This is a genomic window from Leptothoe sp. ISB3NOV94-8A (assembly GCF_043421595.1).
Taxonomy (GTDB): Bacteria; Cyanobacteriota; Cyanobacteriia; order Phormidesmidales; family Phormidesmidaceae; genus Leptothoe; species Leptothoe turfae.
This window is the reverse complement of record NZ_JAXSQW010000001.1, coordinates 5791631-5816424: the sequence shown is the minus strand read 5'-3', so window position 1 is coordinate 5816424 and position 24794 is coordinate 5791631. Positions and strand designations below refer to the sequence as shown.

At 48.6% G+C, this 24794-nt stretch carries 23 protein-coding genes; 9 read left to right on the top strand and 14 right to left on the bottom strand.

The window, feature by feature from the left end; translation table 11 throughout:
- Window positions 1–4 precede the first annotated feature (4 nt).
- The 5 genes from SPB21_RS24895 to SPB21_RS24875 all read right to left on the bottom strand — a co-directional run bounded on the left by SPB21_RS24895 (window position 5) and on the right by SPB21_RS24875 (window position 5425).
- Complete coding sequence (locus SPB21_RS24895) at window positions 5–1312, bottom strand: efflux RND transporter periplasmic adaptor subunit (RefSeq protein WP_499867947.1); 1308 nt, start codon at window positions 1310–1312, stop codon at window positions 5–7.
- Window positions 1313–1599: 287 nt separating this feature from the next.
- Entirely contained in the window at window positions 1600–2358 is a 759-nt protein-coding gene (locus tag SPB21_RS24890) for a flavodoxin family protein (protein ID WP_163661359.1), read from the bottom strand.
- Window positions 2359–2412: 54 nt separating this feature from the next.
- Window positions 2413–4365: a thiamine pyrophosphate-binding protein gene (locus tag SPB21_RS24885; RefSeq protein WP_499867946.1), complete on the bottom strand. Its 1953-nt coding sequence runs from the start codon at window positions 4363–4365 to the stop codon at window positions 2413–2415.
- A 58-nt stretch (window positions 4366–4423) separates the two neighbouring features.
- Window positions 4424–5155, bottom strand: a complete 732-nt coding sequence (locus SPB21_RS24880; RefSeq protein ID WP_499867945.1) for a hypothetical protein — start codon at window positions 5153–5155, stop codon at window positions 4424–4426.
- A 153-nt stretch (window positions 5156–5308) separates the two neighbouring features.
- The gene (locus tag SPB21_RS24875; RefSeq protein ID WP_499868744.1) at window positions 5309–5425 is read right to left on the bottom strand and encodes an NAD(P)H-hydrate epimerase; all 117 of its coding nucleotides are present in this window, start codon (window positions 5423–5425) and stop codon (window positions 5309–5311) included.
- Window positions 5426–5966: 541 nt separating this feature from the next.
- Between SPB21_RS24875 and SPB21_RS24870 the strand changes: the two genes are divergently transcribed.
- Window positions 5967–6527, top strand: coding sequence for a hypothetical protein (locus SPB21_RS24870; RefSeq protein ID WP_499867944.1), 561 nt, complete (start codon window positions 5967–5969; stop codon window positions 6525–6527).
- Window positions 6528–6741: 214 nt separating this feature from the next.
- Window positions 6742–7338: a hypothetical protein gene (locus SPB21_RS24865; protein ID WP_163661367.1), complete on the top strand. Its 597-nt coding sequence runs from the start codon at window positions 6742–6744 to the stop codon at window positions 7336–7338.
- Between the two features lie 39 nt (window positions 7339–7377).
- On the opposite strand, the gene yccX is transcribed toward SPB21_RS24865, so the two are convergent.
- The 3 genes from yccX to SPB21_RS24850 form a co-directional block, all read right to left on the bottom strand.
- Window positions 7378–7650: an acylphosphatase gene (gene yccX / locus SPB21_RS24860; protein WP_499867943.1), complete on the bottom strand. Its 273-nt coding sequence runs from the start codon at window positions 7648–7650 to the stop codon at window positions 7378–7380.
- Window positions 7651–7769: 119 nt separating this feature from the next.
- Window positions 7770–8795 (bottom strand): tRNA dihydrouridine(20/20a) synthase DusA, encoded by a 1026-nt coding sequence (gene dusA / locus SPB21_RS24855; protein WP_499057198.1) that lies wholly within the window; start codon window positions 8793–8795, stop codon window positions 7770–7772.
- Entirely contained in the window at window positions 8795–10561 is a 1767-nt protein-coding gene (locus SPB21_RS24850; protein WP_499867942.1) for an Rqc2 family fibronectin-binding protein, read from the bottom strand. Before SPB21_RS24850 ends, dusA begins: the two co-directional genes overlap by 1 nt.
- Window positions 10562–10844: 283 nt before the next feature.
- Between SPB21_RS24850 and remA the strand changes: the two genes are divergently transcribed.
- Both remA and SPB21_RS24840 read left to right on the top strand, forming a co-directional pair.
- Entirely contained in the window at window positions 10845–11102 is a 258-nt protein-coding gene (remA, locus tag SPB21_RS24845; protein ID WP_006517162.1) for an extracellular matrix/biofilm regulator RemA, read from the top strand.
- A gap of 111 nt (window positions 11103–11213) precedes the next feature.
- Window positions 11214–11645 carry a SufE family protein gene (locus tag SPB21_RS24840; RefSeq protein ID WP_163701286.1) on the top strand — a complete coding sequence of 144 codons (432 nt, stop codon included), beginning with the start codon at window positions 11214–11216 and terminating at the stop codon, window positions 11643–11645.
- Window positions 11646–11683: 38 nt separating this feature from the next.
- Here the strand turns inward: SPB21_RS24840 and SPB21_RS24835 are convergent, their stop codons facing one another.
- A complete protein-coding gene (locus SPB21_RS24835) occupies window positions 11684–12196 on the bottom strand; it encodes a MarR family winged helix-turn-helix transcriptional regulator (RefSeq protein WP_499867941.1) in 513 nt (170 codons plus the stop codon).
- A 162-nt stretch (window positions 12197–12358) separates the two neighbouring features.
- On the opposite strand from SPB21_RS24835, the gene SPB21_RS24830 reads away from it, so the two are divergent.
- Window positions 12359–13093: a sulfite exporter TauE/SafE family protein gene (locus tag SPB21_RS24830; RefSeq protein WP_163701280.1), complete on the top strand. Its 735-nt coding sequence runs from the start codon at window positions 12359–12361 to the stop codon at window positions 13091–13093.
- Here the strand turns inward: SPB21_RS24830 and SPB21_RS24825 are convergent.
- A complete protein-coding gene (locus SPB21_RS24825) occupies window positions 13090–14583 on the bottom strand; it encodes a tetratricopeptide repeat protein (protein WP_499867940.1) in 1494 nt (497 codons plus the stop codon). The two genes, SPB21_RS24830 and SPB21_RS24825, sit on opposite strands and share 4 nt — an antisense overlap.
- A gap of 131 nt (window positions 14584–14714) precedes the next feature.
- Between SPB21_RS24825 and hemC the strand changes: the two genes are divergently transcribed.
- Window positions 14715–15671, top strand: a complete 957-nt coding sequence (gene hemC / locus SPB21_RS24820; RefSeq protein ID WP_163661382.1) for a hydroxymethylbilane synthase — start codon at window positions 14715–14717, stop codon at window positions 15669–15671.
- A 177-nt stretch (window positions 15672–15848) separates the two neighbouring features.
- Entirely contained in the window at window positions 15849–17279 is a 1431-nt protein-coding gene (gene glgA / locus SPB21_RS24815) for a glycogen synthase GlgA (RefSeq protein ID WP_499057209.1), read from the top strand.
- A 177-nt stretch (window positions 17280–17456) separates the two neighbouring features.
- Here glgA and SPB21_RS24810 read toward each other — a convergent pair whose 3' ends face one another.
- Both SPB21_RS24810 and SPB21_RS24805 read right to left on the bottom strand, forming a co-directional pair.
- Window positions 17457–17996 (bottom strand): phosphate-starvation-inducible PsiE family protein, encoded by a 540-nt coding sequence (locus SPB21_RS24810; protein ID WP_163661386.1) that lies wholly within the window; start codon window positions 17994–17996, stop codon window positions 17457–17459.
- Window positions 17997–18311: 315 nt separating this feature from the next.
- Window positions 18312–19610 (bottom strand): Caspase domain-containing protein, encoded by a 1299-nt coding sequence (locus tag SPB21_RS24805; protein ID WP_499867939.1) that lies wholly within the window; start codon window positions 19608–19610, stop codon window positions 18312–18314.
- Here SPB21_RS24805 and SPB21_RS24800 point away from each other — a divergent pair.
- Complete coding sequence (locus SPB21_RS24800) at window positions 19600–20805, top strand: tetratricopeptide repeat protein (protein ID WP_490793784.1); 1206 nt, start codon at window positions 19600–19602, stop codon at window positions 20803–20805. The two genes, SPB21_RS24805 and SPB21_RS24800, sit on opposite strands and share 11 nt — an antisense overlap.
- Here SPB21_RS24800 and SPB21_RS24795 read toward each other — a convergent pair.
- The gene (locus SPB21_RS24795; RefSeq protein ID WP_499867938.1) at window positions 20783–21976 is read right to left on the bottom strand and encodes a DUF4336 domain-containing protein; all 1194 of its coding nucleotides are present in this window, start codon (window positions 21974–21976) and stop codon (window positions 20783–20785) included. The two genes, SPB21_RS24800 and SPB21_RS24795, sit on opposite strands and share 23 nt — an antisense overlap.
- A 271-nt stretch (window positions 21977–22247) precedes the next feature.
- Between SPB21_RS24795 and SPB21_RS24790 the strand changes: the two genes are divergently transcribed.
- Window positions 22248–22538, top strand: coding sequence for a Calvin cycle protein CP12 (locus tag SPB21_RS24790; protein WP_163661392.1), 291 nt, complete (start codon window positions 22248–22250; stop codon window positions 22536–22538).
- Window positions 22539–23647: 1109 nt separating this feature from the next.
- On the opposite strand, the gene rbp is transcribed toward SPB21_RS24790, so the two are convergent.
- Window positions 23648–23920 carry an RNA-binding regulator gene (rbp, locus tag SPB21_RS24785; protein WP_163661394.1) on the bottom strand — a complete coding sequence of 91 codons (273 nt, stop codon included), beginning with the start codon at window positions 23918–23920 and terminating at the stop codon, window positions 23648–23650.
- Between the last annotated feature and the right edge of the window lie 874 nt (window positions 23921–24794).

The following is a 24794-nucleotide window of genomic DNA, read 5'->3' as shown; positions in this document are numbered from 1 at the left end:
ACAATTATTGGTTAAATTCTTCAGGGATAGGGAGTGCAGGAGACTCACTGAGGGGCATGCCAGGCGTAACGGTCATGGTAGGGGGGACCAGGGCAATCTGATCGCCTACGCTCAACCCCTCTGTTACCGCCACTAAATCTAGCCCCTGTAGCCCCAGTTCAATGGGTTGTTGGGCCGCATTACCCCGCTGATTTCTAATCCAAACAAATGGCTCGCCCTGATCGCGCTGGATCGCTTCAGGGGGAACAACCAGCACATCTTTTTGTTGCTCTGTAATGATGTCAACACTGACAAAACTGCCAGGAATCAATGACTGACTGGCACTGTCTAGTTTTACTTTGGCGGTCACCCTGGCTTGCCCTTCTTGAGAACTACCACCGTTACTCGCCGATAGGGCCTGGGGTGCTAAAGCCACGACCCGTCCGTCAAAGTCTTGCGCATCCGGGCCAATGGCACGAATTCTAGCAGGTTGATTAAGGCTAACTTTGGCGGCATCCAAGGTGGATAGCTGTAGGTTAACAATCTCTTGAGCGGGGTCCCCCAGCGTCAGCAGACTCTTATCAGTGGCAATGGCTTCACCTGCACTCACTTGCACTTCAAGCACAACCCCATCAATCGGTGACGTAATCACTCGATCATTAAACTGCTGTTCTAGCAAATCCAGGGTTTCAGCAGCTGTCTTGAGGTCTAACTCAGACTTAATGACAGTCAGTTGGGCATCTTTGAGTTCGGAACGGACTCGATCTAAGGCGTTTTCATCTTCGCGCACCTCATCTTCTGAAATAAATCCTTGAGCTGCTAACTCCTGAGACTCTTGGTATTGCTCTATCGCAGCAGTGACTCGCTGCTCGACTTCGGCTACTTTTTCTTGATTACGATTCAGGTCCAGCTGGATTTTTTGGATTTCGACCTGTTGCGATCGCACCTCTCGCTCGTTGCTGCGATCGCGCAAAATAAGCAACGGCTGACCAGCTTCCACCAGGGTGCGCACCTCCACCAGCACCTGCTCAACGGTCGCTTCATTTTGCGGCGATTTCAGCGTTTGCTGCCCTCCCAAAGCCAGGGTGCCACCAGAGGTGACCGTTAGCTCCACCATCGAACGCTCCACCGTATGCAGGGGAACAGCAACCGGCTCTGAGCTGGGAGTCCGATAACGCATATAGCCCCAGGTAACTGCCCCCGCTAAGGCAGCAAAGCCTAACAACCAGATTGAGATCGCACGATACCTTAACGAACGAGGATTAACGCTCAACGGCTCTACCACCGTGAGCAACGTTTCCCCAGACTGCTCTGGAGATTTAGCATCTGTCATAGTTCCTGATACCCAAACGGCAAATGCCCATGATGTCTCTTGCATCAAATCTTACAAAGATTGACCGTGAAGTGTCCATTGATGAGCAGAGTTTCAGAAACATACAGGGTATTAACGTAGGTTGGGTTACCCCACACCAAAAGCTCTCAGACTATTTAAAACCCCTTATGAACCCAACATTACCGACCACCCAACGCCCACAAAAAACGAGAACAATGGGTGCTGGCATTGTTGGGTTCATAAAGAATTGGTTCAGAGGCAAGGGTTTCGGCGTATGACAACCCAACCTACACCTTGTGCTCGGGGTTCTTAAAGTCCGTCTTACATCCAGCATCCCAAGCATCAGGCTGATTTCCATGGCCTGGAATCCCGCCATGATCCTTAAGCATGCGTGCCAGGTGCATACAGTTCCAGGCCAAAAACGTGGTGTTCCGATTCGTAAAATCGTTATTGGGGCCGCCGGAACCTGGATCTAAATACGACGGTCCAGGCCCCACTTCACCGAGCCAACCAGCATCAGCCTGGGGAGGAATTGTATAGCCAATGTGAGACAGTGAGAACAGAATATTCATCGCACAGTGTTTTACACCATCCTCATTGCCTGTGATCAATGTGGCCCCCACTTTGCCATAGTCACGGTACTGGCCTTTCCCATTCAGCAGGTGAGTGTAGCCATACATCCGTTCCAAAACACGGTTACACACAGAGCTTTTTTCTCCTAGCCACACTGAAGTACACAACACCAAAATATCAGTCTCATCGATCTGTTTTTGCAACTGAGGCCAGTCATCTTTATCCCATTCGGGGGTCTCAGACATATCTAAGCCTAAACCCGCCGGAATCTCGTAATCAACGGGACGAATCACTTTGGTTTGCACACCATTGGCTTCAAAAATCTCTTTGGCAATGTTAATCACCCCGCGAGTGTGGGAAAGCACTGGCGTACGATTGAGGGTGCAATTTAGGAATAAAGCCTTCAGGTCATCATACTTTGCAGGTGCATTTTCACATTGATGCTGGGTAATTTTAGAAAGTTGTTCTGTCATGGTTTAAAGTAGCGATTGGACATCTAGGGTAGGCATAGTGTTGTCTCTATTGCCCTAAATCAATTCAGGGTCAGCCATAATCTCCACCAGGGCGGGTCCCTGATAGGCAAGGGCGCGAGTAATTGCCTCATCCAGTTCCTCCTTTTGAGTGATCCGAATACCCAAACCACCACAGTTTTCGGCATATTTTGAAAAATCAGGATTATGGAGTGACGTTTGCCACACATCCCACTCTCCAGCACGCTGTTCTTTAGAGATTTTGCCAAGCTGAGAATTGTTGAGCAAAATGTGAGTAATGTTCATGCCATATTTCACAGCGGTGGTGAACTCAGCGAGATATTGACCTAAACCACCATCGCCAGAGACTGACACAATCGGTCGCTCCTGACCTGCGGCTGCCCAAGCCCCCATGGCTGCCGGGAAGGCAAACCCAATCGAGCCGAGATAGCCAGACATCAAGACGGACTGGGCCTGACATTCAAAATAACGGCCAAAGGAATAGGTGTTGTTGCCCACATCCACGGCAATGACAGCATTGGCGGGCACATGGCGGGTCATGGCAGCAAAAACACTGGCAGAATCAACTCCTTGTCCACGGTCGTCGGCTTCGCGGCGGGCTTTTTCGGCTCGCCAGATGGCCCAGCGGTCTGCAATTTGCGATCGCTGATCCTCCGTGGCCACGTTTCCGGCCAACGCCGCCTGCAACTGCGCCACAACAACACTAATTTCACCCCATACAGGCACCTCCACCGCATGGAACTTACCCAGGGCCAGTGGGTCAAAATCCACCTGAATAATGGGCTTACCAGGATAGATACCCGTATGATTTGAGAACGAGGCTCCCAAGACAAGCAGAACATCCGCTTCATTCATAAACCAGCTGGCAATGGGGGTTCCACTACGTCCCAAAACACCACAACCTAAAGGATGGTGATCGGAAATTAATCCTTTGCCTTTGAACGTGGTCAGAATTGGAGCCCCTAACGTTTCTGCTAACTCAATGACCGCAGCCATATTAAAACGGGCACCGTGGCCAACAATAATCACCGGTCGACGAGATTTTTGCAATGTATCCATGGCCTTTTGCAACGACTCCGGTGGTGGCGCAATGTGTAACGGAGTCATCCGACCAATGGGATCTGAGGCAGGCACATCGACCGCTGTCTGCACCTGAATCTCATCAGGGAAAATCAGATGGGAGACATCTCGCTTGAGCAGAGCATGCTTAATGGCCAGGGTCATCAGCTCAGCGTGTCTGCTATTGCTTAGAACTGTATGACTCCAGGCCGCAACGCCACTAAAAGCCGCTGATAGATCACACTCCTGAAAATTGCCAGTGCCCAACACTTGGGTATTGACCTGCCCGGTTAGGGCCAATACGGGCGCACGATCAACCTTGGCATCCCACATACCCGTCAGTAAATTTGTTGCACCAGGACCCGCAATGGTTAAACAGGCGGCAGGTTTGCCCGTTAGTTTGGCATAGGCCGAAGCTGCAAACGCCGCTGCCCCTTCATGGCGAATACCGATATAACTGAGATTTCCCTGAGTTTCTTGGCGACGCATGGCATCTGCCAGACCCAAATTAGAATGGCCCACCATGCCAAACACATGGGTCACGCCCCAGTTCACCATGGTTTCTACCATTACATCGCTAACGGTACGAATGTGGGGCTGTTCAATGTCTAACCCCACATACACACCATCTGAACGCACATCTACGGGAAAGGTTGCTAAGGCATCATCCACTTCCAAAGCGCCAGGTGGTGCCCCCGTTAACGGGCAATAGTCCCAGCCATGCCAGGGACAACGCAACAGACCATTCTCAATGGAGCCTTCACCCAGTGGACCACCCTGGTGAGGACAGCGGTTGTCTAAAGCACCATATTGGCCCTGGTAGTGGGTAAGGGCCAGGCTTTTATGACCAGCTACCACGGTTTTAACTCGGCCTTCAGGTAACTCATCTAGATCTAGAACGCGATACCACTGTGTTGTGACATCAGGCATGGTCGTTCTCCTAAAATCTTCGAGCAGGGAGATTATTGCAAGTGTTTATGAGAACTCCCTAAACAAGCAACAATAAAGTTGTGTAAAGCGCTGTCCCCGTGGCAAAGGAAAAGAAACAGCTTTGTTTTTCGTCGGGCAGCTCTCGTTTCAAAATGTTGAGAATGATGCTGCCAGCCAGGAAGGACCAAACAGCTAGAATTCCGGCTTCACTGAGGTGGAGGGAGCGGCCTGAGATCGCACCCACCATAATTGCAGCTGTCAGCAGCCAACGACCATATTTGTCATAAGGAGCCTGATGATGCTCCCGTAAGCCATGGTCAATAATATAAAAGTGCAGGGCGATGGCGGCAAAAAATAATAGACATTGCAGCAGTGTGTGGTTAGCCAGTTCTTGCAGTAAGTAACCAACAACCATATTGAGGATTGCAAACGCCGCAATGTGAATCCAGAAAACAGGATTCTGGGTGCTGTCCTGGTTGTTCTTAGTTTTGTTATGCAGGCGAGATTTAAGCGCCAAAATATCTAACCCATAAAACACCAACAAACCCAACAGCGCCAGTATATAAACATGATTTTCCACATACGCAACCCATGGAATATTAGAGTGCGTTATCGTCTCTTGAGCATGACTTAACTCGGGAAAAACCTCCAAAAAGACATAGCCAATAGATACTCCGCCCGCAAAGGACATCCAGCGAAATTCAGGAATGAAGGAAAAAATATTTAATTTAGAAACAAACGCATGAATAAATGCTAGGCCAACCGCTAACGCAAACCCTGGTCCAGTCATAATAGGTCTCTAACTCTAAAAAATGAGCGTTCTTTTGACAATAGTGATACAAAGGGCAGCACTGGCATGACATTACTTACCTAAATTTACTTTTAGACACATGAATTGCTAGCCATCAGGCAAATACAACAAGGCTCCTCAAATGGAGAGACATTATGTCCCATGGCTTCCCCGACTAGCTAAATGCCTGGCGGCACAAATGCCATCATCACCATTTCCACCCCTACCCACTAAAACAACAATCTGGGTCTGTCGCCATTGTTCTTTCAGACATGAAATCGCCTATGGAGAAAGGTTTCAACCTGCATTTTTCATCATTGACAACAGATTAGAATCCGTTTCTTCAATAGCCATGGGATCAACTGCAATCATTTTTTCTGTTGTAACAGCAGGCACCTCTAAGCCTCTATCTATAAAAATTTCAGCCCCATGGTGAACATCTCCATTGGTATGGTGCAATCTCCCATCTCTGAAACTGGCTGATTCATGATTCTAAAATCGCTAGCCCACGAATAACGTGATGACCAAATCTTACAAAGGCTTATTTCTACCTGCAAGCTGTTTTTATCCTTCAATTCCATAGACAGCTTCTATAGAACGCCCTAATTAAAAGTCGGCTCTGTCGCTATTGGGTATAGTGCAACCTTGCCCTGGGTTCCATACGTCCTGCCCTTAACAGCCAACACCCTTGATTAATTCTTAAGGTCGTTAGATGACGTGGAAATCATTGATACCTTTATCCAGTAACCTCGTCGGACTGTAGCGTAATCCACGGTGTGGATATCTTCTATCTTCAGTCGAACTTGCTCCCATGGAAGATTTTTACCGCTATGACTTGTCTAGACAAGACTTAAATGTACGGGCGGCCCACTCATTATGTAGAGCAGGATGGATGCTAGTTGAAATCAACGGCGTCCTCAAAAATGGTTGTATCAGTGTGGAAAATTTTCAGAGAATTCAGGAGCAAGCAACTACGTTAGAAAAGCTACAGCGTAAATTTGGTCCCCCACCTAAATTGAGCCGGTCAACCGAAATTAACGTTACAAAAATCAATATTCACCAGAGGCCAACTCTGCTGGTAATGAACCGAGGTGTGGAAGAAGCCGCTTCTATTTTGAGTCACCATGGTTGGCATCTTGAGCAGATTCGCAGTGTGCTAAAACCCGCAATCCCCCCCTTAGACGACATCGGTTTTGCCCTCCTCCACGACATCCAGGTCGAAAATCACCGTAGTCATCGCCCACGGCTCACCCCGGCCCACCCGTCCCCCCGTAGAAACGCTGCGGCGACCACACTCAAAGCCTTCACCCTCTTGGTTTGGCTGGGAGGACTAATTTTTATAGGAGTTTCATTAATCCTTCACGTGCTATGAAGTTTCTCAAAGGTCATTTTAGGTGGAACTACTGTTCTCTGAACCAGTCATTTATATGTAGTCATAGGGAGGCATATTTAAAACCTGATTAGTTTGAGGTTTGGATATAGCTACCCTGCTAATTAACCCATAGCAGGCATACACCGTCGAAGAAGGGCTCTCGACTCAGACCAGCGTATCTACCTAGCTATGTAGCTGAAGAATCTAGGGGTATATGAAACACGTTCAGCATGATGCCTTAGAGCAAGCAATCGATATTAGAGCCGCTCGTACATTGTGTAGAGACGGCTGGTCCTGTGAGCAGATCAATGCAGTCTTAAAGAACATTGACATCAGCCACCAGCAATTTGAAACGATCCAAGCCCAATCCAGGGAACTGGACGAGCTACAACAGGTGTTTGGGCCACCGATTAACTCTTTGCGTTCTGAGCATGCTGAACCGAGTCAATCGGATCTGGATTTTTTAAATCGTGGTCCCGATGCGGCGGCCTCAGTCCTGCGGGAGAAAGGCTGGAACAGTTACGAAATTGACCTGGTTATCCGAGAATCCATGTTTGTGCCGTTAGAGGAGTCCAAACTGGCCCCTCAACAGCCTGCCTATGTTAGCTACCCGACCACCATACCGGTGTTTCCAACCCAGAATCCGAATGGCTATGCCCTTGGATATCCTGATGGTGGCATTGCTGCTGCAGCCACTCTCAGCGATCGCAGTCACTTTCACAGAACTAGCAGTGGTACCTTGAGACGTGACATTTTTATCCTGACCTTCATGGCAACCATCGGCCTAGTCATGGTATTCACGCTGCTGTAACCGCTAAGAAGCAGTCAAGACGTTACCGAGCACTTCCTATCAAGACTCGATAACAAATTCATCAAAACGATTGATGGGCAAACATTCTTCCACTTCAAGCTGCCTGACGCTAGCTCGTTCAGGCCCTTTTTTTGCCCATTCAATCAAGGACTTTAACTGCTCATCAGAACCATCAGCCACAATTTCTACCGTATGGTCAGGCTTATTGGTGACATAGCCTGTCAACTTTAATTCTTGTGCTTTTTGGCGTGTGTGATAACGAAAGCCCACACCTTGCACCCGTCCATAAACCGTAATCTTTACTCGTGACATCTAAGGGGTGAACTAATTTCTGCCCCCATTTTGTATCAAATCGTAATACTTTTTTAAGATTTATTAAGAGCTAAAATTTTTGTCACCAAGGTATTTGTTTTTGTCTATATCTAGGACATTTACGTTGACAAAAGCATGGTGTTATAGGTATTTTTACTCATTGCTTCTACAACTTGCGCAGCGGCTTCTTTGACCACATCCACACCTGCACCAGCACGACAGCTATGGTCAGTTAAGTGTCGTTTCCAAGCCCGACTTCCTGGTTGACCATGGAAGAGCTGTAGCATATGGCGGGTAATGGAATGTAGCTTTGTGCCCTGTTCAGTCCAGCGAGCAATATAGGGCAGCATGGCAGTCACTATTTGATGGCGAGTCAAGGGAGCATTGGCTGCATAAATATCTCGATCGGCAACGGCAAATAGGTAAGGGGTATCGTAGGCAGCGCGACCAATCATCACAGCATCCACTTGCTGTAGATGGGTGTCAGCCTCTTCTAGGGTTTTGATACCGCCATTGATTTCAATCCACAATTCGGGATGCTCTTGCTTAAGACGGTAAACATCGTCATAGCGTAGGGGGGGAATCGTGCGGTTGTCTTTGGGGCTCAGTCCCTGGAGCCATGCTTTACGGGCATGGACAGTAAAGCGATGACAGCCTGCTGCCATTACGGTGGTCACAAATCTGACCATGTCTTCGTAGCGATCGCAATCATCAATGCCAATGCGGTGCTTCACCGTCACCGGAATATCGACCACAGCCTGCATCGCCGCGACACAATCCGCCACCAACTCTGGCTGCGACATTAAACAGGCCCCAAAGTTACCACTTTGCACCCGATTGCTAGGGCAGCCCACATTCAGGTTGACCTCGTCATACCCCAGATCTTCAGCAATCTGCGCACACTTGGCCAAAAGCTGAGGGTCATCGCCCCCAATCTGCAAAGCAAGGGGTTTTTCGAGGGGATCGAACCCCAGAAGCTTGGTGCGATCGCCATGGAGAATCGCCTGAGCCGTAATCATCTCGGTATATAGCAGCGTTTTTTGCGTAATCTGCCGCATGAAATAGCGAAAATGACGATCCGTGCGGTCCATCATGGGAGCCACACTAAGAGGGTGCAGACGTTGGGACGGTGGGTCAAAACTCATCACTCATCTCCCTGCTTTTCCAAATACGCTTTTGCCTTTTGCGGCTGGCCCCAAAGCACGTGTTCATGCTTATAAATCACCATGCCTGGGCGAGCGCCTTTAGGTTTATAAACATGTTTGGGTTTGGTGTAAACCACCGGCACCTGCTCCGACTGACGGGCTCGACTAAACCAGGCCGCAATATTGGCTGCCATGCCCAGGTCTTCATCACTGGCTTCAGCACCAGGCTCTAAACGCAGCAACACATGGCTACCCGGAATCTCTTGAGTATGTAGCCATAGATCATAGTCATTGGCCGCTTTAAATGACAAAGCCTCATTTTGGTTATTGTTGCGTCCCACCCATATTTCAGTCCCGCTAGGAGTTTGGCATCTATAGAAATTGGGCAGTTTCTCTTCCCGTCCCCGTCCCTGTTGTTTCCATTGGCGTTGGTGCGGATCGGCTATATAGTCCTGTTGCACTAGCTCATCTCGAATTTCTTCAAGGGCGGCGAGATCGTCAGTCATGGTGTATCGAGGGGTTTGACTGAGGGCGGCTTCTACCTGTTCAAGATAATGCAGCTCCGTTTCTACCTCTGCGAGCAAAGGCATGACGGCCTGACGGGTGCGCTTTAATTTTTGATGTCGCTTATATAATGCTTGGGCATTTTGCACCGCATTTTTTTCGGGGTTTAGTGCCAGAATAACGGGTTTGCCCGAGTCAAAATCCTGAAGTTGGATTGATTTCATGCCCGGTCGCCACTCATGCAGATAAGCCATCAGCAAATCTGCCTGCACACGATGGCCCTCGGCCTGGTCAGAATCATCTAGCCGCTGATGGAAATTAGCCGCTTTCTGCCGCAGTTTTTTCGTCAGACCTTTTATCTTTTGAGTGAGTTGGTGATGGACTTGCGTAAATGTCTGCTGGTTGAGCTGCGTCGTGTAGTAATCATCTAACAGCTGTTGGATAGAACCAGAAAACCCTGGTGATGATTGCGTCCAGCCCAACACCGTGTACCCCTGATCGGTATGGGCTGGTTGAAAGTCATTTTTCCCTAGACATTGAAGCCAGCGTTGCCATTGCAAATAGAGTTGCTGCCAATCATCAGTTGTCAAACTATCGGTGGTTTGATTTGGGTCTAGACCAGCTGCTCGGCTTAGTTGTTTTGCTAACGCTGTACTTAGACCGCTATAGCTTTTCACCATCATTTTGCTGAGATTGCCAGGCACCAGGCCAATCCGTTCTTGCCAGTCAGTGCATGGCTCGTCTAAACGGGGCAACGTCCCCACAATGGCCGGCGGTGGCTTGTATCGCCCCCCTGTGCGGATAGTGCGAACACTTGATTGCTGCTCATTCACCTGGTGTGCAGCGGTCACAATTTCCTGATGGGCATTGGTCAACAAAACATTGCTGTACTTACCCATAATTTCCACATAGAGATGCCATTCTGCAGGCTCATCAGGACGCCGAGCGAATTGCAGATCAACAGCACGCTCCCAAGGGGCAAGAAAATTAATCTTCGTTAAGGCAAGTCCACTGAACTGATGTTTCAGTTGCTGACTAAAGGTAAAGGTGTCAGGCCGTTTTGGAGGAGCCATCCCAATGTGGATACGCGCCGCCTGAGGATGCCAAGAAATTGTCAGCCATCCACGTCGATTAAATGTCCGCAGTCCAAGACAAACAGTATTACGATCTCGTTGCACAACTTGTTCACAGCGAGCAGGCAACCATTCGGAAGACAATTCACTACAAATGGCTCTAAGGGTTGTTATATCAACCGGTTGCACTCTTTATCCTCTGTTATCAGCAAATTTGGATATTTTTGAAAGATTTACCCGTTTTTTATTCAAGCTCCTTAAGAAGCGAGCACACTGGAGGTCAGTAAATCCATGAAGAATTCGTCATTCTCAATCATTAGGCCTCATTTTTCTCATGTTTAATTCCTATTTTTTTAGTTAACATTTCGGTACTAGGATTTAGTCATTTACGCACTTAAACGAGCGCATTATTAAGCATGGTAGCTGTTGCTGCTTTTGCAATTTTGTGCTCTAGATGCTTGCTTTTGAACTTATGGATATTAAGCTTATCAACATTGGCTTTGGCAATATCGTATCTGCCAATCGGGTAGTTGCCATCGTTAGCCCCGAATCTGCACCGATCAAACGATTGATTGGCGATGCCCGCGACACAGGACAACTGGTTGACGCCACCTACGGCAGGCGTACACGGGCCGTGATCGTCACCGACTCAGACCATGTGATTTTGTCAGCGCTACAGCCTGAGACTGTTGCCAATCGTTTCATGATTAACAAGGAAAACGGCGATTGATAGGCAAATGGCGACTAATAATCCTACCTTATTGAGCAATAAAGCCTTGATAGAGACTTGAGCGGTTTACACTAGAGACATTCGTAATGGCAAAAAAATCGCATTTTGCAGATGTCCGTTAATTCCGCTCGTCCTCCCGCCTTAGACAAAATTGTCAAACGTTTTCAACGGATTCAAGACCCGCGACGTCGCTACGAGCAGTTGTTGTGGTACGCCAAACGTCTAGAGGGTTTTCCTGAAGATGCTAAGACACCTGAAAATAAGGTAAAAGGCTGCGTCTCACAGGTTTACATTCTTGCCAATGCTGATGAAGAGGGCAATGTTTGTTTTCAAGGTGATTCAGATGCACAAATTACGAAGGGTCTGGTCGCCTTATTGATTGAGGGTCTCAAGGGAATACCACCTCACGACATCGTGCAGTTGGAACCCGATTTTATAAAAGAGACCCAACTGGATGTGAGCCTCACGCCATCGCGAGCCAATGGGTTCTACAACATCTTTAAAACAATGCAGCAGAAGGCGATGGCACTAGCGAATGAATAACCTACTGTAGGGGCGTTCCATGGAACGCCCCTACAGTATTAAGAATAGAAATCCGTAGCAAATTCATCGCTGTAGAAGTCATCTGGATCTTCTTGTTGGTTTTCCTCAGTTTTAGGTGCTGTAAGGCCAAATGCAGCCAGTACTCCTGCATTTTCAGCGGTGGAGTCTAGCACATTGGCCTGAAGCTCATGCCATATCGGAACTGCTGTGAGTAACAGTCGCCGACCTTGGGGCGTGGCCTTGAGGAACTGACTCCGTTTGTCTTTGCCAGGCCCAATCTCAATCCAACCATGTTTCTGCATGCGGTCAATGGTGCGGCTAATGGTGGACTTTTCCATGCCGAGCATTTGCCCTAGCTGGCCAGGGGCAATTGGCCCCCGACTAATAATTGTGGCTAAGATGTTGAGCTGATTAACGGTTAAGCCTAAGGGGCGCAAAGCCTCGTCATAGAGACGCGTAACCATACGATTGATTTGTCGTAATCGCATGGCAATACAGTGATTGGTCATCTGACGAGCAATTTCTTTAGGGGTACCGTAGGTTGCCGCCATGGTTAAGTCACACTTCACTAGTTGTATATTCAACCATTTAGCACTTAAACTCGTAAATTACATCAGTAGCCAGCACATTAGGCTGAAAAGCTAAGATTTACATCACAACATTTTTCTTAATAATCAGTAAGATTTAGAAGTACGTAATCATGGCGGGACCCTATGGACATCCTCAATGCGAGTATGGCTGACAGTCTCTGGATTGGTTTAATTGTGGGGCTGGCGTCTCTAGTGCAGAGCCTGACAGGGTTTGGGTTTGCCCTGGTAGCAGTCTCATTGCTGCCATTTTTTATGGACCTACAGCTGGCGGTGACTTTAGTGATCGCCGTGGGGCTGATTGGCAACGTCGTCCTCTGGTGGTACTACCGGGATAATTTTGAATGGTCCCGGATCATACATTTATCGGTGGCTGCCCTGGTGACAATTCCAGTGGGCGTTATGGGCCTGCATTATGTCCCAGAGCATTTGGCGCTACAGGCGCTCGGTGTTCTGGTTTTGGCCTATGTTGGTTACTCATGGCTACAGCTATCGCTACCAGAACTGACCGGACGCCCCTGGGCCTATGCCTTTGGTGCAGCCTCGGGCGTCTTGACAGGGGCCTTTAATATTGGTGGGCCGCCGATTGTGATCTATGGCAACTGCAATCAGTGGAGCCCTGAGCAGTTTAAGGGCAACTTACCGGGGGTGTTTTGTGTGCTGTCGTTGGTTGCGATCGCAACCCACATCTGGCAAGGCGATTTCAGCGCCGCCCTACTCACCCAGGTAGAATATGCAGCACCGTTCTTTGTCGCAGGTTTAGGCCTCGGGATTTGGCTATCTAAATATATTGATGCCGCTAACTTTCGGCAGATTGTCCTCGTGCTACTGGGGGCAATTGGCTTAAAACTACTGATTTAATTATCTGACCCTGGTGCTGGTGGAGCCTCAGGTGTAGGCTCCTCGGGCGTAACATCAATGGTTTCGTCGGTGATCACTTCCACCTCAGGTAGTTCCTCAGGGATTGCATCCTCCGTGAGATCTTCTTCACTTAGCTCGCCATCGTCGGGGGGCTCAATTTCCACCGGAGCAACATCAAAAGGAGGATTATCCTTGAGTTCCTCCCTTAAAGAGTCCCCCAGGGTGGGCTCAGTCTCTTCAGCCTCAGCAGTGTCCTCTGGGGTACGGTCTAAACTGAGCTTGGCCACCTCACCTCTAAAGTAGGCTTCACGGTATTGAAGGGACTCCGAAAACGCCAGCCCTGCACGAAAAGCAACCAAAGCATTGTCGCGATCATCAATGCTCAGGTATAGCTGTCCCAGGCGGTCATAGGCCTCTAAAATGCCGTGCTGGTTATACGCTTGCTGCTCAGCCCTGACCAGCAGGTTATACATGGTGAGCGCTTCATTGGTCAGGCCTTGCTCGGCATACAAATCGCCCAAGTCTTTCAGCACAGTACTCACATGACCATACAGCTGTAGGCTCTGGGCCGTCACGTAGGCCAGGTTGTAATACTGCAGCGCCTGGGGATAAACCCCAATGGCTCGAAAATTACGAGCCATATCAATTTCTAGGGGGGGTTCGCGATCATTTTGAGCCGTCGTTCTATACAGTCTTAGCAACTCGGTTTGCACCGGCAGTGCTTGGGCATAGTCTTTGGCTTGCTGATAGCTATAAATCAGATCCTTTAAATATTGCGTATGCTCCAGGGTGTTGCCTTGGATGTCAGCCCTGTCAATTAACTGGGTATATAGCTGAGCCGCATTGTCAAAATCAAACCACTGTAAATAGTGGGCCGCCAGCACCACCACCCACCCCTGCTGAGTCAGCGTATCCGCTGCGGTCATGTCGATCAGTTGCTGATAGATCTCCGTGGACGTGTCCCGCATCCGCAACGTCTGAGCAATCGTCGCAATGGTTTCCACCCGTTCTAAGGTGGCCGATTCCTTTTCTGCTTCCCAAATCCGCTCCAGCCGCACCGACATTAAACGGACCTCTTGCGATCGCTGCGAATTCCAAGCCTGCTGACCAATACGGCTCAACGCTTCCAATTCTGCTTCAAGGCCAAATACACGACGTAGTTGCACCTCACGCATCCAGAGTTCAAACGCTTCATCAGGCTGTTCCGCCAGCAGCAGTGCCCGCGCTTCAGCATCCAGTTGAAATAGCGCCAGTTCCAGAGCGTAAAGTTCTAGAGGACTCAGGGGACGATCCACCACCGCCGTCGGTAGCAATGGATCCCGTGGTTCCTCCTCCAACGGATCACTCAGAAATGCATCCAGCAGCACCGGGTCTAAACGCTGACCATAGGCTGGCAACGACATTAATGTAAGGACAGCTAAACTACCCGCTAGTCGCTGGCCCAAGCATCGAAACCAATGCCGCTTTCGTAAACTAAAATAAACACTCATTTACAGAACTTTGTACTTACGCTGCTTTGCAACCGTGAGCGGTCGTCCGTGCTGTAACCTTAAGATCTTGTGTAAATCTTTTGTCAGCAGGCCTTTGCTGGCTGTCTAACCATAAAACAAATCTGTTAACTATGTCCCCAAATGTAGCAACCCGCACTATTCGGATTGGTTCTCGTAAAAGTCAGCTTGCCCTAGTGCAAACCCACTGGGTGCAGGGTGAGCTACAAAAACGCTTTCCTGAGATTAACTTCGAAGTTAAAACTATGGAAACCCAAGGGGACAAAATTCTCGATGTCTCCCTTTCTAAAATTGGCGACAAGGGCCTCTTTACCCAAGAACTTGAGGACGACATGCTCAACGGCACCGTTGATTGTGCCGTTCATTCTCTGAAAGACTTACCCACTCGCCTACCCGAAGGACTAATGCTAGGCTGCGTGACCGAGCGAGAAAACCCCGCCGATGCCATGGTTGCCCACGAGAAGCATGCGGGTAAAAACCTGGATCAGCTACCTGAAGGCGCTGTCATTGGGACGTCTTCCTTACGTCGTCTCGCCCAGTTGCGTCATCACTACCCGTCTTTCCAATTTAAAGATATTCGCGGCAACTTAAATACCCGTCTACGTAAACTCGATGAAGGCCAGTACGATGCCATTATCTTGGCTGTCGCGGGCTTAAAGCGTCTGGACATGGCTGATCGCATTCAGCAAGTGGTTCCTGCCGATGTTTCTCTGCATGCTGTGGGCCAGGGTGCCCTGGGTATCGAGTGCCGCAGCGGTGACGACGATATTCTGGCGGTTATTAAAACACTGGAGCATTTACCCACTGCCCAGCGTTGCTACGCAGAGCGCGCATTCCTGCGGGAGCTAGAAGGTGGCTGTCAGGTCCCCATTGGTGTGAACACCGTGATTGAGGGAGATACTCTCACACTGACCGGTATCGTCGCTAGCCTGGATGGTCAGACAGTGGTGAAGGATGAAATCTCAGGTCCTGTGACGACAGCGGATGAAATGGGAACTACTTTGGCTAAGCGAGCTAGAGATGCCGGTGCCCAAGCAATTTTGGATACGATCAACGCTGAAAACCGTTAATTGCGCATTCGTCCATAGTCGAGCGGTCTACATTCTTAGGGGCGTTGCCTGCAACGCCCCTAAGAATTGTTTGGTTTACTTGCCCTTCCGTAGGCTTAAACACTATGCACAAATCCAATCCCCCTCTAGACTTGATCCCGTGGAAGATGGGTTTTTCATCGGGGCAATAGGAACGCGATGCGAATTTTATTTGTGGCAGCAGAGGCCGCACCTTTAGCAAAGGTCGGTGGCATGGGAGATGTGGTCGGCACATTACCCAAAACACTGCGCGCCATGGGGCACGACGTGCGCATATTTATGCCCTATTACGGCTTTATGGGAGACAAGGTAGGGATCCCCGACGAGCCCACCTGGTGGGGGTATGCCATGTTCAATGCCTTTGCAGTGTACGAAACCACACTGCCAAAATCAGAAGTTCCGCTATACCTATTTGGTCATCCTGCCTTTGATGGCAATGAAATTTACGGCACTCCAGACGAAGATTGGCGCTTTACCTTCTTTGCCAACGGTGCTGCCGAATTTTGCTGGAACCATTGGAAACCCGATATCATTCACTGCCATGACTGGCACACGGGCATGATTCCAGTCTGGATGCATCAATCCCCTGAAATTTCCACTGTATTTACCATTCACAATCTGGCTTATCAAGGCCCCTGGCGCTGGAAACTCGACAAAATCACCTGGTGTCCCTGGTACATGAAGGGTGACAGCACCATGGCAGCCGCCCTACTATATGCCGACCGGGTGAATGCCGTTTCTCCCACCTATGCTCAACAAATCCAAACCAAAGAATACGGCGAGAAACTAGAAGGACTGCTGTCCTATGTCAGTGAGAAACTGAGCGGCATCGTCAACGGTATTGACCTCGATGAGTTCAACCCTGAAACCGATGCGCAAATTACCCAGACCTATACAGCAGAAACCTTAGAAAAACGCGCGCTCAACAAAGAAGCCCTCCAGAAAGAAATGGGCTTAGAAGTTAACGACGGGCGTTTTCTCATTGGTCTGGTTAGCCGGTTAGTCGAGCAAAAGGGTATCGACCTAATTTTGCAGACGATGGATCGATTTTTGGCCTATACCGATGCACAGCTCGTACTTTTGGGCTCTGGAAACCGCCATTACGAAACACAGCTTTGGGAATTATCCAACCGTTTCCCCGGTCGCGTCTCAGTTTATTTGATGTACAGTAGCCAGCTAGCCCAAAAAATCTATTCTGGCGCTGATGCCTTCCTAATGCCATCAAAATTTGAGCCCTGCGGCATCAGTCAAATGATTGCGATGCGCTATGGCTGTGTACCGATTGTGCGGCGTACAGGTGGCCTTGTAGATACCGTTAGCCATCACGACCCCGTCACTGGCACTGGTACCGGCTACTGTTTTGACCGCTATGAGCCGTTAGATTTGTTTACCTGTATGGTACGTGCCTGGGAAGGCTTCCAGTACAAGCCGTTCTGGAAAAAACTACAGCAGCGGGCCATGGCAGAAAACTTTAGTTGGGAAAACTCTGCCCTGGAATACATCAAACTCTATAGCGAGATCAAGGGAATAGCTGCTGAAAGTCAAATCCCCACTGAGTATGGCGGCCAGTTGGCAATCAAGCACAACTAAGCCGCCGATTTGGTTATGGCTGCTCCGAGCATTAGTACCCATATCCATCAAGCTGGAGCAGTGTTGTTGATAAATGTCTAAAAACACTAAACATCGTCGCGAACTATATCAGTGCTTGTTGTCGAATCCAGGCAGCTCTCGACAAGATTGAGCTGCCAATCTCTCGCATCTGCCCAGTTAAGACTGTCGTAATTCAGCATCCAGTTTGTTTTCCATTTCAGCTAATTTTTTGGCAAAGCGTATCCGATGACGACGAGACACCTGCTGCTCAGGGTCAATGCCATCAAATGTGGGCGGAATCCAGGCACGGACCACCAATAAAGTCCCCAACACGAGCAGAAAAGAACAGGCAGCCATGACCTGCACCCACGGGGTTTCCAAAATGCCCCGCACAATGATTTCCCGCAACACTGACACAATCGAGACTTCCACCGCTACACCAATAGAAACACGGTGCTCTTTCAAGTAGATAATCAACAACCGAAACAGTTCTACCAGGATCAGCAGGAACAATATATCGGCGGTGACCTGAGGGAAATTCAAAGGGGGTAACAGTGACAAAAACATCTCTCGTAGCTGCATCACCATAAAGCTAAACAAACCAATGCAGAGAGAAATCACAATCAAGTCTTGTATCAGCTCTAAGAAGCGTACAACGTGGGTGCCACTGAACCAGCTACTCCAGCGAGGGGACTTTGATGCCGATAAGGATTCCATAATAGTTAGAAGGTAAATGGTCAGGCGAGCGAAGCAGTCTTAATCCCAGATATAACGACAGATTGCCGGGAACCGTTGGATCAGTACTGCGAACTGTCGCGTAAACGCCCAGATTCTTGAAAGGATGAGTACCAACCAGTCAGCTTAACCACAGGAGCTATCTGCTGGAATGGTTGATAGGTTAATTCCTATGATTAGCGGTTTATCATGATTTGTAAAATGTCAATCTTAAAATCAATTGATAATATTTTCTTATAAAAAGATATCTAGACTATTTGCCAGACAAATACTTCAAACGGATAAGCCCCAGCGCCCCTACGACTGTGGTGTGGCAATACTGCTGTTTTCACAGTTCGTAATTTGTTCTAACACTAGTTTTAAGTCATCTTGATCGCCCTGCTGAATCTGTTGCATCATTGAGATGTTGACCAGTTCCATGCCTAAACGCACCCAGTAGGCACCGGTAACAGATTCAAAATCAATCGGGGGCATTTGACTAGAATAGGACTGTTTTAGATCCAGAGAAAGCTTCTCACTCAGCGCACGAATTACATGCTGGCGATGGGGTTCAGCCTGGTTCAGAATGTCATCCATAGGCCGGGCCAAAACCTCAGCAATCTTGTCTTTGCTGGCTTGTTTTTGCAACCACACTTCTAAGGTAGATACGGGCCAGTCAGTGGTCTCTTCATCCACTTTTGCAAAGGCGTGGGCTTCAGCATAGGAGACTGTTCCGTCGATATTATAGTCAGCCGATGCCACTGGCTGGCCTACACGGTCAACACCGCTTAATCCAGCAAAAAAGCTAGAGCTGTAATCACGATAATCGGCCTCATTTACTGCGGGCGTGCAGCCCACCGATGGCCGCTCAGCGACGGTGGCAAAGAAACCACAGCGAGTTTGTAAAGCAACAGGATTTTCAGGATTACCCTGTTCATAAATGAGATTAGCAAAGGATCCTGAAAAACACTGGGCCATCATTGCCACAAAGGGTTGATCGGATGATAGCTGATCGAGCCAACCGCCCAGTTGTTGCACTGAAACCAATTTCTCTTCCCAGAGAATCATCGCATTGTTATCAGGATTCTCGCTGTTATAAGCACCATGGCCAGTGAAATAGAAAAATGCTGGGCATGGTGAAGACTTATTGGCTAAATCGTCAAACCATTTTTGAGCATTATCAACGGTGGCAGCACCATCCAGGCTGTCAATTTCTGGAGGCTTAAACTGCTCTTGCCCGACAAGGTTGATGTAGCGAACGGTGGGCTGACCATCATTGCCGTTAGCAAAATATTGGCGAACACTGCTGATGTCAATTTTGAGGGTATTGAGAGTGCGTTGAAAGTAACGTACGTTTTTCTCCAGGGCAATTTCGTTGTAGTAAGCAGCCCCACCCCCAGCTAACACCAAAAATTCCATGGGCACAACGACTGCCTGCGCAACCGATGGGGCATTCTCTGTATATGCCTGTTTTCTCCAGCCCACCACCAAACCAATGGCAATACCCATGAGGCTGGTCGTTAACAGCTGAGTCAGAAACGGGAATTTGCGCATGGGGAATGCCAATGTACCTTGCCTTATTTTAGACAAGGTTTCTGCATCATTGGTGGCATTCACAAGCCATTATCCTGAACCAGGCACTCCTCAGGGGGATGCTCCTACCGATTTCCATGATTACAATGGGAAAGATTTTTGGCTCATTTGCCGTCGCAACCGCCAACCTATGCATCAACTTGTCACTACAGCCCTTGAAGCCCAGGATTATCGTCGTGCCAGTCAATTGCTTAAGCAGTGGCGTAAGGCGGCTCCTAAAGATCCGTTTATGTTGCTATCGATCGGGCGATTGCACGAAGGCACACTACAGTGGGATGCGGCGGAGAAAACCTATCTCACCTTTCTCAAACGGGTGAATAATCCTAAGCTCATGGGACAGGCTCGTGCCGGATTAAAGCGTGTGCAGCAAGCACGGGAGGCTAGCCGTCAAGCAGCTCTCAATGAAGCAAAGGCGGTGCTGGGCAGTGATGAGCCAGGGGTACTGGTGATTACACCACCGCAGGATGCTAAGCAAGCGGCCATGGGACTCGCCGACGTTTTACGCATTGACCCGTATATGGCAAGACTGCAGCTACCTAAGCGGGGCATGCGATTGCAGCGCAGCGGCCCCATTGGAGAAATGCAATATTACGGTGAGGCGTTGCAGGCGGTAGGTGTGCCAACGTTATGGTCAACCATTGACGATCTAAAAACTGTGCAGGTGTTTCAGATTAAGCATTTTCGCGAGATCGCACCGGAACCAGTGATTGTATGCCAGAGTCCAACTGGTCAGATGGGCTCAATGCAGTTTGACTGGTCTGAGGTCACTCAAATTATTCGGGCTCAGCTGCCAGTCTTTGAGCGCGTTACGGAAAAGGGACCTTGGGGTAAAACCAAGGACAAAGTGCAGGTTCAGGACTATGTCCAGGTGATGGATTTGCATGTACATGGGCGGAAGAGTATTTTGCGGATTTGCGATCGCACCTACGAATTCCGCAATAGCGTTGCCCTAGTGCCTGACCAAACGAATCTCACATCCACCCGCATTCGTTGGAATGGCCTCATGCAGCAAATCACCAGTACAACTGAATGCCCGGTGTGGGAAGACTTTAGCAACTTTGGCCAGGGCGCTTTAGAAGTGGTGCCCTTACTGCCCTATATGCCAGTTTATCTGGATCTACAGCGGCGTAAGCCTAGCGACTGGGATACCGCGTTTCAAATCTATACCGCCCTGATTTTCCGCCAGAAACCGGGGGCTACGGCCCAGGCGGAGGCATAACGCGGATACGTTCTAGCTGCTGGCTGATACGATTCAACAAATCAAAATCTGCTTCTGGCAAATCACCCCCTCGTCCAGCCCGGTTCTCTGCCTCCAAAAATGAGAATGCCTGGCGGAATGTGTGCCCATCCGCCTTAATCAGTGCATTCAAATGGCAAGGAATTATCTGCTCAAACGACAGCTGGGAGACTTCATCAGCCCAAGTTAAAACCGCTTTTGCACACCGGTTAAAAATCAAAGACTGCAAAACCGGCGCAACCATCAATCTGCCATTCCCCCGCAGGCGTTCAAATGATCGCTGCCAGTGGGGGTGCCAATCAAAGGGATATAAACCAAAATAAGCCCGCTTAGACCGATCAGATGCCGTTTTAGCCGCCCGTAAAACCCGCCACCATTGAGGATCTTTAAGCGCATCGGGGCGAAAGTAGAAGGCAAACAAAACAATACGTTGCCAACCCTTGCGGCGATTTTCAGCCGTATCTGCCAGGTGATCAGCAGCACTATCCTTGGCATGAAACAGCAGCGGATAGCTATCTAGCTGCACAATTGCTGGCGGTTCCGCTGGAATTGAAACCACCGAATCAGTCACTAGCAATGTTTTAGACGCCCGATGCAGCAGGGCTACTTCTGAAAAGGGACCAACCCCTAAATTGACGGGACCGAGCACACGGTAATCGAACTCATCACCAAAGGGAGCATCAGCAGGACTCTCAGGTAGCCAATGGGTACGGCCCATGGGAAAGCCTAGCCAGCTGAGGGGTAAATTCAGCGGAAAGCTCCACTGATGTTTCGCAACATATACCTGAGCTGAAGGAAACTTGCGGGCAAAGGGTCCTACAAATACCTTGTGCTCTAACCCAGTGACAGTGGGCAAAATAATGTACTTTACATCGCCATGCTCAGCCACAAGCTCATGGACCAGACGAATACATTCGGGGGTAGGAGCAACGGGCGCATAGACTAGCAAACCTCCGGCAGCCAGCCGGATCACCGTCATGCGAATGGGCACCACCACATACAAGATGCCCTGCATTTGGTCAAAGGTCCAAACCTGGTTAGCGATTACCTCACGGCGCAGTGTGCGTCGCTGACCATAGGGATATAACGGCACCAGCGGCCACCATGGCCACGACCAGTCGGCGGAACGTTCAATTGCCCGCGAGTCAGACACACCCTCTCCTCCAGATTTAACGCTCAAGTTTTAGTATTTTACGACCCTGGCCGATCTAAGGTGATGAGAAAATCCTAAACTTGTTGACGGATAGTGGATTAAAGGGATTGTGATCCCCTGAGATCGGTAAAGAAAGTTAGTAGGTAAAGAAAGTTAGCCAATTAGAGATGAAACTTATATGTGGGTGGATTTACAGTCGCTAAAATGACAGGCAGTGTGCGAGCTACCAACAGTCCATCACCAACGTAGTTCTTAAAACGTAGTTCTTACCATGGCTAACACCACTATTACACCCACAACAGCTTCTACAACCTCTACACCACTAAAGGCACCATCATCAAAATCAGCATTTGAAACACAACTCCAAGCCGCACTCGAACATGCCCGTCGCCTCACTGAGATGCAAGGCCCCGAGAGCATTGAGGTAGCTCTTGCCTGGGAAACCGTCGAAGAACTGCAAACGGCGAAAGCGGGTCACCAAAAGGTCAATCCCACCATAGCCTTTGTTCGCTACTGTGCCGAGAATCCTGGCGCTGCTGAAGCTCGCGTGTATGACGTCTAAGGCATTAGACACCCGCACTCAGGCATTGCCTCTCTTCTAAATACGTACACTTTAAGTCCCTGCCCTATCGGTAGGGGCTTTTTATTATCCCCAACTTGAACATAACGCCTCCATAGAGTTATCTCACTGATTGACAAGAATAACAGTGACAAAAACAACGTTAACGTTTGTATCAGAGAAGAGATTTTCAAACATCGCCGGAATATTCTAAGGACATGGGTTGAGAAGCCCTAGTCATAACGAAAGGAGGTCTAATAATAGATATCTCAACAGAATCGTTTGACGGATCAAAGACAGCACCCAAACAACTCACTGATTCTCTTCTTACTGGTACTAGAGAGCTCTGTTTATAGTAGGCTCACCTGTTATAAAACAACTCTAAAAAGTCTTGTTAGATTTAGAAGAACTCTTCAGTTGATTGTTATGGGTGCTGTAGCACTTTAAATCTTTACTAGAGAATCATCCGATAGCCTCAGTCGTCGGACAGTAGCAACAAATATCCCTGGAATCCTTTAGTGAACACCTCATCTGATCGTGCCACAGTGATCTAAGACACCAATCAGAAAAAATTGATAGTTATATAAGGAGACGGTGGGGGTATCCTGCAAAGGAGGGCATATGCTACATCTCGGCATATAGTGAACTCACAGGCAAAGCAAACTATGGAGTAACGTCCTATAGCGAACCCTATATCTAAGTAGACAGAACACTGTACTACTTAACCCTTTATATCTAACCCGAGGCCTCCATGAACCTTAGTGTTCGTGGGGGCTTCTTATATGGAAGTATAGGCAAGCTGCTCGATTAGTACGTTGTGGCTTAGGTTTGCCCAGGATCAAAGGGGGATGGGGGGATGGGAGGCTCATACTAAGGCTATCGATAACCTCCAGAAATTTTTGCCTTGATGCGCGTAATAAGTCCATTGTCCGCTGATGGAGCAGGGGGCTAGTCAGGGTTAACCCAGATTGGGTGCTGAGTGCATCCCGTACAACTGATACATAAAAGGGTTCAGGTACTTCTACCTGAACCCTTTTAGTTAGAGCTAACCTTTACAACCAAACAGCTACGAATGACTGGACGTCATATATTCAATAGCCATGGGAAAGTTTTTACCAACTTTTGCGACCGCCACCGCGATTTTCACGGGGCTTAGCTTTATTAACCTTTAGATCACGCCCCATCCACTCTGCACCATCTAGTGCTTCGATGGCAGCTTCTTCTTCAGAATCTGTACTCATCTCGACAAAACCGAAGCCGCGCATGCGACCGGTTTCACGATCAGTGGGCAGGTGAACACTCTTGACTGTTCCATAGGCTGCAAATGCAGTCGTTAGATCAGCATCTGTAACGTCATAGGACAGATTGCCTACATAGATTGACATGGATTTTCTCCAAAACTTAGGGGATATGTAGAGGGAAGTTTCGAGAAGGGAAATGTCAATGGAAAAACGATAAAACTCGTTAATACTAAAAACAAAAGCTACCAACCGATCTTTAATCTCTGGGTCAATTATAGGCCATGGGACAGCACCTTGGATGGGTAAGGGACTGCGGCGGGTCAAAATCACTACTATCCTTGGCCTACATTACGCTCCCCACCTGCATTCACGCCTTAAACTGGGCTATCTGACTGAGCGCTACATGACACGACCAGGGCCGAAAATCCTTTGGTTTGCCAGTGGCATTTCACCATTTAGGCAACGGAGCTGCCCTTGACTCGTCATTTGTATTTTGATTGGAGCGTGGATTCTTAATCTGCGACGGAGTTATCTATTTCTAGACAGATAAACTCAAAATGAGCACTAGTTGATGCTACATCACACCATAGACCGAGTTCACTAACCAGAAACAAAAAACAACAACATTAACGTTTATATCCCAGAAGAGACATAAACCTCTCCTGGGAATATGCTGTATACATGAGCTGAAAAGCTTATATCCACAACAAAGGAGGTCAACAATCGATATCTCAATAGAATCGTTTGAAGGATCAATACCAGCATCCAAACAGGTCACTGATATTTCTTCTTGCTTGCGCTAGAGAGTCTTATTGATAGTGAAGATAGCTCTTCAAATAATACTCTAGAAAGTCTTGTTAAATGTAGAAGAATTCCTCAGGTAGATCGTTCTGGGTGCTGTTGTGTTTTAAAGCGTTGCTAGACCAATCGCCCAACGCTACACCTCACTGGGCAATGGCACAAAACAGGCGCTGAATCCTATAGTTAATACCCAATCAGTTTCATCCACAGTGATCAC

Bases quoted from the DNA above. Each gene is read 5' to 3' on its own strand.
- SPB21_RS24830 (WP_163701280.1), top strand. From the start codon at position 12,359: ATGGACATCCTCAATGCGAGTATGGCTGACAGTCTCTGGATTGGTTTA.
- SPB21_RS24865 (WP_163661367.1), top strand. From the start codon at position 6,742: ATGAAACACGTTCAGCATGATGCCTTAGAGCAAGCAATCGATATTAGA.
- hemC (WP_163661382.1), top strand. From the start codon at position 14,715: ATGTCCCCAAATGTAGCAACCCGCACTATTCGGATTGGTTCTCGTAAA.
- glgA (WP_499057209.1), top strand. From the start codon at position 15,849: ATGCGAATTTTATTTGTGGCAGCAGAGGCCGCACCTTTAGCAAAGGTC.
- SPB21_RS24895 (WP_499867947.1), bottom strand. From the start codon at position 1,312: ATGACAGATGCTAAATCTCCAGAGCAGTCTGGGGAAACGTTGCTCACG.
- SPB21_RS24825 (WP_499867940.1), bottom strand. From the start codon at position 14,583: ATGAGTGTTTATTTTAGTTTACGAAAGCGGCATTGGTTTCGATGCTTG.
- dusA (WP_499057198.1), bottom strand. From the start codon at position 8,795: ATGAGTTTTGACCCACCGTCCCAACGTCTGCACCCTCTTAGTGTGGCT.
- rbp (WP_163661394.1), bottom strand. From the start codon at position 23,920: ATGTCAATCTATGTAGGCAATCTGTCCTATGACGTTACAGATGCTGAT.
- SPB21_RS24880 (WP_499867945.1), bottom strand. From the start codon at position 5,155: ATGACTGGACCAGGGTTTGCGTTAGCGGTTGGCCTAGCATTTATTCAT.
- SPB21_RS24870 (WP_499867944.1), top strand. From the start codon at position 5,967: ATGGAAGATTTTTACCGCTATGACTTGTCTAGACAAGACTTAAATGTA.
- remA (WP_006517162.1), top strand. From the start codon at position 10,845: ATGGATATTAAGCTTATCAACATTGGCTTTGGCAATATCGTATCTGCC.
- SPB21_RS24835 (WP_499867941.1), bottom strand. From the start codon at position 12,196: ATGGCGGCAACCTACGGTACCCCTAAAGAAATTGCTCGTCAGATGACC.
- yccX (WP_499867943.1), bottom strand. From the start codon at position 7,650: ATGTCACGAGTAAAGATTACGGTTTATGGACGGGTGCAAGGTGTGGGC.
- SPB21_RS24790 (WP_163661392.1), top strand. From the start codon at position 22,248: ATGGCTAACACCACTATTACACCCACAACAGCTTCTACAACCTCTACA.
- SPB21_RS24810 (WP_163661386.1), bottom strand. From the start codon at position 17,996: ATGGAATCCTTATCGGCATCAAAGTCCCCTCGCTGGAGTAGCTGGTTC.
- SPB21_RS24885 (WP_499867946.1), bottom strand. From the start codon at position 4,365: ATGCCTGATGTCACAACACAGTGGTATCGCGTTCTAGATCTAGATGAG.
- SPB21_RS24890 (WP_163661359.1), bottom strand. From the start codon at position 2,358: ATGACAGAACAACTTTCTAAAATTACCCAGCATCAATGTGAAAATGCA.
- SPB21_RS24840 (WP_163701286.1), top strand. From the start codon at position 11,214: ATGTCCGTTAATTCCGCTCGTCCTCCCGCCTTAGACAAAATTGTCAAA.